Genomic DNA, 13829 nt, shown 5'->3' with positions numbered 1-13829 from the left:
ATCCCCTGCCTGCTCTGACTCCTCATCGTGGCACGGCGCGGTGGCCGATGTCGTGGCGATACTGCATACCGTCGAAGTGAATTCCGATAATCAGATTGTAGGCGCGCTTCTGCGCCTGCTTGACGTTGTCGCCGAGCGCCGTGACGCAGAGTACGCGGCCACCGGCGGTGACCGTCTGGCCCTCGCGTTCGCTGGTCCCGGCGTGGAAAACATGACTGTCTTCGCTGCTTGCGCCGCCTTTCGGCAGGCCGCTGATCACGTCGCCCATGTGCGGGGTGCCAGGGTAGTTGGCGGCCGCGAGAACGACGCCCAGGGCGACGCGACGATCCCAGCTCGCTTCGACCTGGTCGAGCCGGCCGGCGACAGCGTGGTCGAGCAGCATGAACAGGTCCGACTTCAGGCGCATCAGGATCGGTTGCGCTTCCGGGTCGCCGAGACGGCAATTGAATTCAACCGTCTTGACCGATCCGTCCCTGCCGATCATCAGCCCGGCGTAGAGGAAACCGGTGTAGGGGATTCCCTCGGCGGCCATTCCCCGTACCGTCGGCAGGATGATTTCGCGCATCGTCCTGGCGTGCACCTCCGGGGTCACCACCAGCGCTGGCGAGTAGGCGCCCATGCCGCCGGTGTTGGGGCCGGTATCGCCGTCGCCGATACGCTTGTGGTCCTGGCTCGATGCCAGCGGCAGGACATCCTTGCCGTCGACCAGGACGATGAAGCTGGCTTCCTCGCCCTCCAGGAACTCTTCGACGACCACCTGCGTCGGCGTGCCACCCTCCGGCGCGCACGCGCCATTCTCTGGCAGCATGCGGTCGAGCGCAGCGTGCGCCTCGCCGAGAGTCATCGCCACCACCACCCCCTTGCCGGCAGCGAGGCCATCGGCCTTGATGACAATTGGCGCACCCTGCTGGTCTACGTAGGCGTGCGCCGAAGCGCGGTCGGTGAAACTTGCAAAGCGCGCCGTCGGGATGCCGTGCCTGGCCATGAAGCGCTTGGCAAAGTCCTTCGAGCTTTCAAGTTGCGCGGCTTCCTTGCTCGGGCCGAAGATCTTCAGGCCGCGGGCGCGAAAAAGGTTGACGATGCCGGCCGCCAGCGGCGCTTCGGGGCCGACGATGGTCAGCGACACCCTTTCTTGCTCGGCGAAGTCGGCGAGCGCGTCGAGATCGGTGATGGCCACGTTCTCCAGCGCCCGGTCCGCAGCCGTGCCGGCGTTGCCAGGCGCGACGAAGACCTTCTGCAGGCCGGGCGTCTTGGCCAGACACCAGGCGAGTGCGTGTTCGCGACCGCCCGAACCGATGACCAGTAACTTCATAAAAATCCTCTCCCCCGAGAGCGGCCGCGGCGGCATGCTGCTGGTCCGCAGCAGAACGATTGCCGTCGACAATTCCGCTGGTATTTAGATCAGCTCAAAAGCCCGTCACACTTCGCGTCTTTGCCGCCGCACTGCGATCAGTGCCGGAAGTGACGGGCGCCGGTGAACACCATCGTCAGTCCATGCTCGTTGGCGGCGGCAATCACCTCCTCGTCGCGCATCGACCCTCCCGGCTGGATGACCGCCTTGGCGCCCGCCGCCGCGAGGACATCGATGCCGTCACGGAAGGGGAAGAACGCGTCGGAGGCGACCACCGAACCGGCCAGTTCGAGACAGGCGTTCTGGGCCTTGCTTACGGCAATTCGCGTCGAGTCGACGCGGCTCATCTGGCCGGCGCCAACGCCCAGGGTCATGCCGCGGCCACAGAAGACGATGGCATTGGACTTGACGAACTTGGCGACGCGGTAGGCAAAAGAAGGTTCTCGATCTGCGACTCGCTTGGCGCCAGGGCGCTGACCACCCTGAGGTCGGACGCCTGCACGTTGAATCGGTCCGGTGTCTGCAGCAACAGGCCACCGCCGATGCGCTTCATCTCGAAGTCGTGGTAGACCTTGGCCAGTGGCAGTTCCAGGACGCGCAGGTTTTGCTTGCCGGACAGCAGTTCCCTGGCCGCGGCGGTGAACGCGGGAGCGAGCAGAACCTCGACGAAATGCTTGCGCGAATTCATGGCCACGACGACGTCGGCGTCTACCGTGCCGTTGAAAGCAATGATGCCGCCAAACGCCGACGTCGAGTCGGTCTGAAAGGCTTTTTCGTAAGCCGACAGAAGGTCGGCGCTGATCGCGACGCCACAGGGATTGGCGTGCTTGACGATCACGCAGGCGGGCGTGTCGAAGGTCTTGACGCATTCCCAGGCGGCGTCCGCGTCGGCGATGTTGTTGTAGGACAGTTCCTTGCCCTGTAGCTGCCGGTAGTTGGCGATCGAGCCTGAGACCGGCTCTGGATCACGGTAGAAGGCGGCCTGCTGGTGTGGGTTTTCGCCGTAACGCAGCGTCTCGCCACGATCGAAAGCCAGCTGCAGCCGCTCGGGAAAGGGCTTTGCCTGTTCGCTATCGTCAAGGGAGGTCAGCCAGTTGGCGATGGCCGCGTCATAGCGCGCGGTATGTACGAAGGCTTTCTTGGCCAGGGCGAAGCGGGTGGCCGCGCTCAGCCCGCCGTCGTTGGTCGCCATTTCCGAGAGGAGTGCCGGGTAGTCTTCGGGATCGGTGACCACGGCCACGCCGGTGTAATTCTTGGCCGCCGAACGGACCATGGCTGGACCGCCAATGTCGATGTTCTCGATGGCCTCGGCGAGCGTGACGTCGGGTTTGGCAATCGTCTCGCGGAAAGGGTAGAGGTTGACGCAAACCAGATCGATCGCCGGAATGCCGTGCTGCTCGATGGTCGCCAGGTGTTCCGGCAGATCGCGGCGGGCGAGGATGCCGCCGTGCACCTTCGGATGCAGCGTTTTCACGCGGCCGTCGAGCATTTCCGGGAAGCCCGTGTAATCGCCGACCTCGGTGACCTCAAGGCCGGCATCGCGCAGCATTTTGGCCGTGCCGCCGGTCGACAGCAGTCTGACGCCGTAGGCGGCAAGGCCCTGGGCAAATTCGAGAGCACGATTCTTGTTGGAGAGGCTGATCAGGGCTTGGCGTATTTTCATGGTGGCAGGTTTGCGGCAGGGTAAGGAGGATTGGAGCAAGAGGTCGGCTCAGGCGATGAGCCGGTGATCGATCAGTTTCTTGCGCAGAGTGTTGCGGTTGATTCCGAGAATTTCGGCAGCGAAAGTCTGGTTGCCGCCGGCCTGTTTGAGCACGACTTCGAGCATCGGGCGTTCGACGCTCTTGATCACCATCTCGTACACCGGTGCCGGCTTTTCGCCGTCAAGGTGCTGGAAATAGTTTTCCAGCGCCTTGCGGACGAAGCTTGCAATGTCCTCATCCTCATCGTGTTGTCGCTTCATGCGGCGAGATCCTCACAATTGGCGTTGGCCAGCGCCGGCGTGGCCGGATCGCTGCTGACGTAGGGCAGGTGCTCGTTGTGCTCGGCGAGCGCCAGGAAAAAGTCGTTGACCGCTTGCCGTTGCAGGGCGATCGTCGGCAATTGGTTCATCATGTGGCGGAAGGCTGCCGATCCGACCAGCCCCTTGGTGTACCACGAGATATGCTTGCGGGCGACGCGCACGCCAGTTTCCGTCCCGTAGAAGAGGTAGAGGTCTTCCAGGTGGGCGAGCAGGATGCGGTGAATCTCGGTGACCCGCGGCGGCATCAGATGCGTGCCGGTGTTCAGGAAGTGCTCGATCTCGCGGAACAGCCAGGGACGACCCTGGGCCGCGCGGCCGATCATCAGCGCGTCGGCGCGGGTGCTCTCGAGAACGAACTTCGCCGTCTCCGGAGAGACGATGTCGCCGTTGGCGATCAGCGGAATGCGGGCCTCGGCCTTCACCGCGCGGATGGTGTCGTACTCCGCGTGACCGCTGTAGCCACAGGCGCGCGTCCGTCCATGCATGGCCAGGGCCCGGATCCCGGACTGCTCGGCAATTTTCAGAATGCTCAGGGCGTTACGGTTGCTGGTGTCCCAGCCGGTCCGGATCTTCAGCGTCACCGGCGTCTGCGGTACCGCATTGACCACCGCCGACAGGATCTTGCCGACCAGCGGCTCGTCACGGAGCAGGGCAGAGCCGGCCATCACATTGCAGATCTTCTTGGCCGGGCAACCCATGTTGATATCGATGATCTGCGCTCCGCGGTCGACGTTGTAGCGCGCCGCATCGGCCATCATCGCCGGGTCTGCGCCGGCGATCTGCACCGAGATCGGCGCTACTTCGCCATCGTGATTGGCGCGGCGGCGGGTTTTCGCGCTACCGTAGAGCAGTGAGTTCGAAGTCACCATTTCGGAGACGGCGAGGCCGGCGCCAAGGCTCTTGCAGAGCTGTCTGAAAGGCCGGTCGGTCACACCTGCCATCGGCGCGACAAACAGGTTGTTGCGAAGCGTAAATCCGAGGAATTCCATGGCGGTGCGGTGCCGGGCGCAAGGCAAGACGGGGATTCTACCGCGATTGGCGCCCGAAAAAACAGACGATCTTGCGTGCCGGCGAGTTTGCTTGGCAGGGATGCCGCATCGCGCAATTGCCAGGCTCAATGCCAAGCTGCGCATTTAGGGGCGGGGCCGCCTGGGTCTGTTGCGCACGGCGTCACGCGACATTGGCTCGCGACCACCGACGCGAGTTTCTCCGCTCGGAAGTCGAGCTTCGGGCTAGGTCTTGATGGCCTTGTACGGCATGACGATGTTCACTCGAGTACTCCATGTTCCGGCTTCTCGATCGACACCTTGATGCTTCCGGGTTTACCGAGATGTACTTCGAGATCACGGCAATCAATTCCTGCTGCAACGCGGCAGGAAGAAATTCGGGCGGTGTTACTGTCATTGCTGTTCGTGGGCAATGATCGCTGCAGGCCATTTCCGTGGCAATGGACGCCGTTCAGGGCTTGCTGCAGCCGAAGATCAGGGAGAACAGGGAATCTTATTACCCCGAAGAATCGCTTGAAAGGCCGGGTTTTTTCGTAGGCGACAGTAACGTAGGGGGATGTGGTTCGCAGAGGAAGCGGCCCGAAACACACCCGTCGATGTAGGCGACGGCAACATCGCTGTGGCGAGGTGGATCGCCGGCGACCCGCGTTCGACGAACTGCAACGTGACCTGCTTACGAATCGGCAAGACGCCGAGATCGGCAAGCGCAGAATCTACTGGACTCTTGTACGAGAGCATTTTCCCCTTCCTCCCGACGCGTTTCGGCGAGTAGAGGTGATCAGCAGATGTTCATTTGGACCGCTCGCCGCGTCAGGGCGCGGGAGTGACTTGGCATGGGATGTGATGCCGAGAATGCGGGTACGAGTAGCGTACCGAGGAAACTTCGGGTGCTGACCCACCAGCGCCCGTCGACAAAGGTAAGGGCCAGAACGCGCCGCGCTCGATGCACGCGGACGATCGCAGACGGAAGTATCGAAGGCCAGTGTTCGAGTTCTTGAGGACTCTTCTACGACACCTTTTGCGTGAGCGAGTCAATTGTCGCGGGTCTGTGAAGCCCGGAAGGACGAAGAGATTGCCGTTCTCGCAGTGCTTGTCCTTGATCGCGCCTGGCTTGTGAGCGTCAGCTTCTCGTTGAGAACGTTGACCAGGTCCTAGACACGCGGCCGCTCGCAGCCCATGATGAGATCCAGGCTGCGCCAGGGAACCGACGTCAAAATCGATGAGAAGTTTGTAACCACGCAGGGCGAGCCTGATGCGAAGCTGGCGCTGGTGTGGTCTTGCCGACCCCACCCTTGCCCGACGTTCCCCCGACGACAATAAGTGTCACGGGATGTTCTCCGCAGATAAAGACGAGATCTACCCGCAGAATGGGATTTCTGTTGATCCGCGCAGCGATGGCAGTGCCATTGCCGCTCCCGAGTCGCTTCTATCGATCCTGAGTGGTTCGACGACCAGCTTACGGAGCTGTCGCCAGTTCTTTCAGCGAGCGACCTTGCACCGCTTGCCCGCAGATCGTCGGTACGCCACGGTCGAAAGTCCGATACAGCCGCAAACCGAGACCAGTGGGCATCGAAGCGAGTGCTGGAAAGTAGCGTGATCCGGTACGCCGCTGGCACCCGCCAGCGCACGACAGTGCAAGGGAGAGTAGATGTGGATGTTGCCGCGGCGATGATTCCGGCACCGGAGTGTTGACCGCGGCGGAGAACGACCAGGTCGCCCGACACGGGCGTAGATCTGTTGCCCGACGCAAGGGCGAGTGAGGAACAGCCGAGCTGGCACGACACCGGTGCTGGCCAGCGCCTGGCGGACGAGCACTCGGCTTTGCTTCCGGCGCTCTCGGGCGTTGCCTCCGGCTTTGGTTCCCAGCGCTGGCGGCGGCGCGGTGGGCACAGGACGCTCGTCGTCGGCACGGGGCGCGCGAGCGTTAGCGAACGACGACGGTCGGCGTAGGTCGGCAGGCGGCCGTGCGGGCGCTTTCGCGAAGCTCATCCGCTGCAGCCCCGGGACACCGATACGTTCAGCCCGTGGGTCCTGAAGAGCTACTCAAGAACTGCCATTTGGGTTCCGACGAGGCGGCACCCGGGGCCCCACCCGCGACAGGTCGAGCACGCAGCGTCGCCATCGAAAAAGTGGATCGTCGCCGAAACAGCGCGCTGGCTGCTTCGCGAGTTCGCCCAGTTGCAGCGATCGCAGGCTGACCCGTGACGATGGCAGGGTGGTTCCTTGAACTCGACCAGAGGTGGGGTCTTGTTGTGTTGGCGGCAGGGATCGTGAGGGCGCGATGGCAGGAATGGGGAATCGACGAAGTCTAGCGGAATGCCTGTAAAAATAGCGAACTGCGGCCCCGATGGGGGACCATTTTGAGTGCCTTGCGGGATCTGTCTCAGACGTTCAACCGCAGCCCGCAGCCCAGGCGTCGGACCGGCTATGGCCAGGCGCGGGCTCACCAAATCATTGTCTGGCGACCGAAGTGGCGCAGTGGCGTGCAAGTATCGTCGAAGTGCCAGCAGGGCTGCGCCACGAGCGATCCCGAGCGCGCAGGTCATTGCGACGAGGCGCACGAGGGCCGTCGGTGAAGGCGATGCGCCCGGCGGTCTCGAGGCGGCGAGCACGCGCGTAGGCAGGACAGGACACCGGCATCTCCGCGTCGTCGCTGGCGTGGCGAGCAGGCCGACGCGAGTTAGTTCCCAGGCGTCGCGCACAAACCGAGGTGAAGCCCTGTCCGGAAACCGGGTGCAGGCTTGCGCTTTTTTTTTTTTTTTTGTTTGTTTCATCTTGTTGCCAGACAGATCCCAAGCCCACCTGGCGGGGGCCAACCAGTTGCTCGCGGACCGCCGCGCCAACGGAAAGCTGGTCGCGGGACCACTGGCAACGAAAGCGAGGCGGCTTGCCGAAATTGCGCCCGTAGCGAGGCGCGGAAATCACCCTCGTCGAGGGCGAGAATGTTGGCGGCCCTTTCCGGTGGCACGTGTAAAACAAGACCAGGAGATGTGATGTAGTCCGCGCCCCTAGCGGGACAGCAGGAACGGCGGACCATCTGGCGTACAAACGTTTCCCAGGCGCGGCTGCTGGTGACCAGGAACGGGGGACGTCGGCGACACGGCGTGCTAGCCGGTAGATCGTATAAACGCGCACGTCGGGGGTCGCTGACCGGCGTACTTGCGGGTGCACAAAGAGTAGGGCCCGGATCCGGCGCGGTGCGGCGGGGTCGCCGTCTGCGCAGCCGAGTGATCCGGCCGTGTCGGTTTGCCGGTCGTGATGCCGAGCAGCGTGCGTCGTGCAAGTGTGTGTGTTCGCGGCGATGCGTGCGTCGGGGGTGGCGGCGAGATCGCGGATAGGGCATCACGTAGCCGAAAAGCGCTGGTCGATGCCGTATTCGCTGGCAGATCAGCGTGCGAACAAAACCGACGCGTGTCGAAAAGTGGATACTTGATCGCCGTTGCGGCGTGCTTCAAGGCAACGAGACGTTCAAGCAGCTGGCGCGCTACCAGTGCGCCAGCGCCAGCGCGCGCGGATAGCGGGCCCAGGCGGGCGTGCGGGGCGGTCTGGCGCGCAACGACAGTCACGCTCTCGCGGCCGCCGGCCAGCTGCCCAATGCCAGCGACATGCCAACTGCCCGGCACCGACGATGGCGACTGTCGACAGAGCGTGCGCTGCTGCGTGCGTCCGCGCCGTTCGCCGGCTCAATCATGGCGCAGAACTCCTCGATTTCGGCAAACGTTCGTGTGGCGTGGTGTACACAAGGCAACCGCGCTGCGTGAACCAGTTACGTCGTCCTCGATGTCGCACGCCAAGGCCGTTGCAGGTGTCCGGAACGGCGCGCTTCCGGGGCGCAGGTAGAGGCCGGGTCACGGTCAGCGTCATGCCAGCAGCCAGCTGAACACAGGAGTGTCGGCGGTGCGGTCTTGTAGTGCGGCATCGTGGACCGTCGGCCCCAGCAGTGACGGTGCGGGGTATGTACCAGGGTTGTAGGCTTCGTTTCGACGGCGCCGGCGACCGCATGCCGGTGAGCAGCTTGAGATTCGTCAGCCCATGCCCAGGACGCGCAGGGCCGCCTGGTGATAGGGTGAACGAGGCGCCGGGTGTGTACCGCGGCAATCCGACGCCTGCGCGCCGCGCGGACGATTTCATAGACCTAGCGTTGCTCCGGCGCTGAAGCGGCCGCCTGACGGGAAGGTGCGGGTTGATGTCCGAGGCGTAGCCAGCGACCTCGCAGACGCTTCGAGCAGGACCAGCGTGGACCGCCGGAGCTTTGTTGTTTGCGACGTAGTGCATGGGTTTGCAGGGACTGCTTGGCGGGGGGCCACCGGCAGACGATCGCGCGTGTAGGCGTGGCGTCGGAGCAGCGGCGGCGAAATCCGTTAGCGCAGTTCTGCTTCGGTAGCTATATCGGCCATGCCGGCCTGCAACGCGCATGCGATGTCGGCGGTGGCCGGCCGAAGCCGATGTCGCCAGGCGGGGAGCGATTTAGCGGGACTTCGTGTCGTCCTTGTTCGGCGCATCTGATCCAGCAAGTGCGCAGGTCGCGGATTTCGCCGGGGCGCGCGCGTGCCGATGCGTCCCTGGGACGAACGCATTCAAGCGCGTGCGGATGCGGCTGTTCCCATTCTTGTCGTGACCAGCGTATGTGCCACAGCGCCGCGCGGTTGGCGATCAACCGGGCCAGCATATCGTCGAGACAGCCGATCGGATGCGCTTCGCAGACAAGCCGAAGCGGCGGCGGGGCAAGCGTCGGGCCGTTAGCAGAAAAACCGTCCAGGTTCGCCCCCCCGCCCTCGTTCTTCGGCGGACCAGAAGAGGATCGCTTCGCTTCCGCGCGGCCGACCAGTGCGATCACCGCATCGGGCTCGGTGGAAGACGACAGGTTACCGAAGTAAGCTGTCGAGAGCGGTAGGGATAATGCGGAGTCGCGGCTTAAGCCAGAACGCTCTGGTGCCGTGGCCAGGCGGCGACGCAGCCAAGTCACCGATGGCTGTTGTCCGAAACTCCGCTGGCGACGTGTTTTTCGGCGTAGGGTATTAGGCTCATCTGGCTTGGGGCAAGCCTCCATGTCGAGTTCAGACCAGACGTTCGCGACGGGGGTCTACCCAGCGACCCGCCGGTGTCGTTCGCCGGAGCGGCCGCGGGCACATGGCCCGCGTCCAGCAGGGTGCGAAAGTGTCATTTTCACAGCCGGCCCGCGACGGTGGCGAGATTGGGCGGAAGAACGCCAATGCCGCGTAGGTCAGAGTGCCGAGTTTCGGTTTCCGGTCGCCTGTGCGCACGAGCCTGCCATCCAGGGAAAAGTCGCCGCCCGGAAGGTGTGGCGGGTTGTCCGACCAGCACAGATGGGCACGCTCACCGTCGATTGTGCCTGGCGATGCCCCTGGCCCGCGATAAATCCCAGTTCGCACCAATTCGCCGTTGACCACCAGGAAGGGTTCACCTCTCCAAGCATGGCAAGCGCTTGGCGATGCCCGCCACGGGTTTCCAGCGCTCCCCCGGTTCGGGCGAGTACGACTATGTGCAGACCGAATTCGCTAACCGTCGCTGCCCAGTGCCCGCCTCGATCTGTTCGCCGAGATGGGCGTGGTTGATCACCACTCGTGCCAACCGCCCTGGCAGCGCTTGCAGATCCATGCGATCACGCCCTGCCGGCCGGCCATCAGACAGCGGTTTGGGGGGGTGGTACATCCTGGTGAGCGCCGCAGGCGTCGCGCGCCCCGGCGGCAAGAATATGGCTTTCACATCATTAACTGTATCCGACGATCGGGTCCCCGTCGTTTCCGACCACGTCGAGCAGCGTGGGCCAGCTGGCGCGTTCCCTGTAGCGCTAGCAGCTCGCGCAGATACGCAGAGCACGCGCGGCATGGCCGCAAGTAGTTTTCCTTGCCGTCGCGATTGGGCAAGGCGCGCGGACAACGATTGCGAGCAACTTGAGTGGCGCTGTACACCCATCCATTCGTAGTCACGGTAGAAATCGTGGATGTGGAAATCGGGCGGTACCGGCCAGTCCGGATGGCGCGCGCTTCCAGTAACGGATCACGAAATTCGACGATACCGATCTTCGGGCCCAGTCAATGTAGGCTCACGGTTAGAGCGAGGACGCCTATAGGTCGTAGGTCAGAGGACGTAAACAGCATCTGGAAATCGAGGATTCCGGGGGTTGCTCGGAAAAGCGGGACGAGGAGTTCGCCGACGAGAATCTAGGTTGCGCGAGTGGGTAGTCGCGATGGAGCGTAGACCCTTGGACTTTGAAGGTTTGGCCAGGAGCGCTGCGAAACCGTCTGCAAGGTGGATGATGCCTTTGTCGAGGTCACTCCGAGGTGACGGGCAGGTACCAGTCGGGGAACAGGGCCAGTTCGCGGGCCGAGCAGGTCACCGTCGTATTCGGAAAGGGAACCCACGGGTCTCGACTGCGAGGAATGGCGAGAGTGCCCGTGTTGGCGGTCGGCGTACAGTCAGCGCCGCCGTGCTCCGGTCATGAAGGGCACGCAGGTAAGGTGCTGTTGCCGAGTCGGAGAGGAGAGGACAGCCTTGTTCGGATCCGGCGGCGGAGCACGGGGTAGGTGGCATCGCCTCGCGAAACCAGGTCGGACGGCAACCTTGATGAAGGCGGGCGCAGTCTTCTTCTCCGGCGGGCGCGTCAATGAGATGCCGCGTCGTTCGATCGGGTGAGCTCTACCGCGAAGTAACGCGGCGGAAGCTGGCGTCGGCCGAGACGCTTCCGAGGACGCGCATCCCAGCATGGGAAAGGAAGTGGATCAATGACCATGTCGGAGCCAGTTGCGCGCAGGGCGGTAACGCGGCATGCCGCTTCTCCGTGAAACGATGGTGCTAAAATATGCGCCGATTCTACCATCCGGGCAGTGCTTGAAGTGCCGCCGCAGAGACGGCCAAGCCAAAACCAGACCAGGCGTATGAGCAATCGGAAGGTCCAACAATTCCTGCATCCTTTACTGACAACTTTGGCATGGACGTTTTCCCTTTACGGTGCGCAAGCAGCGGACTGGAATCTTTCGCGCGCCGTGGCCACGACGATTCTAGCCAGACGCAAGGAAGTCGCGCAGGAGCAGACGGCGCCACCGTGCGCGTCGATTCCGGCGTGGCATGGCTTGGACGGCAATGCGCCAGCCTTGCGGTCAAGCGGCGCCTGCGGGGCAGGAGACAGTGAGCCTGCGGGAGGCAAGCCTGTCGTGCTCCGGTCGTCGGAAGCAGCGACCAGTGCCATCGCCGAAGACAGAGGGAAGAGCCAGTGCAGGCTTCAGCCGAGGTCAGCAAGGGCAGCCAGCGGCTGAAAAGCCGCGTTTCGCCGGCACGAAACGTCAGGCCCGACGGCAGACGGGAAAAGAGCGCGGAGCGGGTGAGCGGAGCAGCCGGGGATCAGCCGGACCGAATAAGGCCTGGCCGAACCGCTCGGCCGAGAAGGCCGAAGCCAGTGCTCGTGGCGCGGAGCGCCCGGCCCCGTCGGAGATATCCGGATCGCGGCCACGACGGACCGCCGTGCGCGCCTGCTGAAAAGGCGGCGCCGAAGAGTGATTTCCACGCCATCGCCGGTGTGCGGTCAAGCCCGCCCGGGGTGGGGATGCCGTTGAGTCGTCCTCGTCGCGGCCAGCGCTACGCCGGCCACCCGAAACGGAGGCCGGGTTGCAAGCAACCTTCTGAGTGCGCAGAGATTTGGGCGCGTGACCGGGAGACATTGGCCCAGGACGGACGCCGAGTTGCGCCATGGCCGAGAAGGTAGAGGCCGATTCCACTGAACCTATGGCCGGTCGACGACGAGGTAGAGGGCGGTCGGGAGCGCGCGCTGTCAGCAGCGTGATGGCACGTCGTATAAGGGGGACCAAGATGCGTATGCGGCTTCGAAGATCATTTTGGTTTCTTCGACGATGCTTTCGTATTTCGTGACGGCGCCCGCCGCGTCTGTGGCACGCGCGAAATCCGGCGGCGACGTGGCTTCCGGCTGGACGCCAACGAAGCCAGAGGAAGACAGACCGAATTTCAGCGCCGGTTTTGCGGCACCCATGTTCCTTCGGCCTGGTGCCCGGGCAGACCAAGTCAGAAAGTATCGCAGGAGGCAAAACGGCAGAGCCGACCGAAGCGCGCGGGCCGCAATGTGTTGTGCAGGCATCGATTCGAGGCGAGAAACAGATTGTTGAGCTCGGCTACCTACACCAACTGGCAAGCCCGGTTAATGACGATGGTTCTCGCGTCGCCGACTGAAGCTCGAATACGATAAACGAGGTGGGTAGTGGCAATGCTGCCAACGTCCACTTCCTCGGAGTGCAGCATTCTCTACTCGCCCGTTGGTTACTTTTCGCTCCAACAACACCGCCAAGTAGGTTTTCTAGCAAGCTATGGATCCCGACAGCGACAGCGGTTTGAATTCACCCTTGCCCTACTATGGAAATTGGCACGAAACATGGATGCCAGTTCGAGGCCGACCATGAATCAACCAAGAGCGGTGTGTGCCGGCACCGCCTTTCGTAACCCTCAAACGCGGCCTACGGGCGGAAGACCTAAGTCGGACAACGTCCGTGGTGAGATCTTCGATGAATCGGCGCTGGCGCAACAGCGATTCGCTGGGGGGTGGCCTTGGACCCATTCTCAGGTTGCCGCCAACGGTTTCTTATCGGGCCGCCCCCGATCAACTACAACGGGTCTCGGAACAGCGAGACAAAAGACCTGTCGAGCCGAGATCCACCAAGACCTCCGAAAAACGCACACTTCTGCAGCAGGGCTTGCTAGTACGTGGTGAGAGGATGTGGAAGCGACGGCTAAAGTGCAGTCCTTCCAGACCCTGAAGCCGGACCCAGACAGGCACGCGCCCTATCAGCTCTTGCCGCAATCACCGTAGTTAAACGCGAGCCAGCCGGCTTTGTGTCGGACGACAGCGCCTTTTTGGGCAGTACACCCAGTTTTGTACCGTCCCGATTTTCTACCGTCGAAGGACAGCGGACGGTGTGCAAACACAGATTTAACCTGCCTACATCACCAACCGGCTGGTATGTCACGCCGCAGCGTCGGGGCAATGTATCACTATGCCCTGGAATTATCCAGCTCGACGAAATGTCCTCACGGACGTCGATCAATCGCAACCTGCGATCTTCAGCGTCGAGTCGGGATGACTTCGAGCGGCCCCAGCAATGGTTCGGTCGCGGACTTACGCAGAACCTGGAGCCCGCTGTACTACCCTCAACATACAGTACCGAGGACCAGGAACGATATTCCGATCTCGATACTGCGTGGCGAATTCAATTTGCGCAGATCTTTGCCGTAACCAGTTCTCCGGTGGCGGACCGTTAAACAACGCCAATCAGCTGAGCGCCGCCTTCCTCGCGCCTGATCAATCCGACTCGGTAATGAGATCATTGCCGGGTGGCGGTCCGCGAGCTCTATTTCACCAAGGACACGGTGGCGCTGGGGAGCGAGCACCGGCAGTGGGATAAGTCGGATTTCTGGCCGCTTA

The 13829-nt window shown here is 63.1% G+C and carries 4 protein-coding genes and 1 pseudogene; all 5 read right to left on the bottom strand.

Going from position 1 to position 13829, the window contains the following annotated elements:
• Window positions 1-22 precede the first annotated feature (22 nt).
• The 5 genes and pseudogenes from purD to QZ634_RS17730 all read right to left on the bottom strand — a co-directional run bounded on the left by purD (window position 23) and on the right by QZ634_RS17730 (window position 12386).
• Window positions 23-1312, bottom strand: coding sequence for a phosphoribosylamine--glycine ligase (gene purD / locus QZ634_RS17750; protein WP_291990711.1), 1290 nt, complete (start codon window positions 1310-1312; stop codon window positions 23-25).
• Window positions 1313-1449: 137 nt separating this feature from the next.
• Window positions 1450-3014 (bottom strand): annotated as a pseudogene (gene purH, locus QZ634_RS17745) (bifunctional phosphoribosylaminoimidazolecarboxamide formyltransferase/IMP cyclohydrolase).
• A gap of 48 nt (window positions 3015-3062) precedes the next feature.
• The gene (locus QZ634_RS17740) at window positions 3063-3314 is read right to left on the bottom strand and encodes a helix-turn-helix domain-containing protein (protein ID WP_291987900.1); all 252 of its coding nucleotides are present in this window, start codon (window positions 3312-3314) and stop codon (window positions 3063-3065) included.
• Entirely contained in the window at window positions 3311-4363 is a 1053-nt protein-coding gene (gene dusB, locus QZ634_RS17735) for a tRNA dihydrouridine synthase DusB (protein ID WP_291990709.1), read from the bottom strand. The genes QZ634_RS17740 and dusB overlap by 4 nt, the downstream gene beginning before the upstream one ends.
• Before the next feature lie 7807 nt (window positions 4364-12170).
• Window positions 12171-12386: a hypothetical protein gene (locus QZ634_RS17730; protein ID WP_291990707.1), complete on the bottom strand. Its 216-nt coding sequence runs from the start codon at window positions 12384-12386 to the stop codon at window positions 12171-12173.
• Window positions 12387-13829 lie beyond the last annotated feature (1443 nt).

This window comes from Candidatus Accumulibacter sp. ACC007 (assembly GCF_907163205.1).
In the GTDB taxonomy this organism is placed as follows: Bacteria; Pseudomonadota; Gammaproteobacteria; order Burkholderiales; family Rhodocyclaceae; genus Accumulibacter; species Accumulibacter regalis.
This window is presented reverse-complemented; position numbering and strand designations above follow the sequence as displayed.

Bases quoted from the DNA above. Each gene is read 5' to 3' on its own strand.
- purD (WP_291990711.1), bottom strand. From the start codon at position 1,312: ATGAAGTTACTGGTCATCGGTTCGGGCGGTCGCGAACACGCACTCGCC.
- QZ634_RS17740 (WP_291987900.1), bottom strand. From the start codon at position 3,314: ATGAAGCGACAACACGATGAGGATGAGGACATTGCAAGCTTCGTCCGC.
- dusB (WP_291990709.1), bottom strand. From the start codon at position 4,363: ATGGAATTCCTCGGATTTACGCTTCGCAACAACCTGTTTGTCGCGCCG.
- QZ634_RS17730 (WP_291990707.1), bottom strand. From the start codon at position 12,386: ATGGGTGCCGCAAAACCGGCGCTGAAATTCGGTCTGTCTTCCTCTGGC.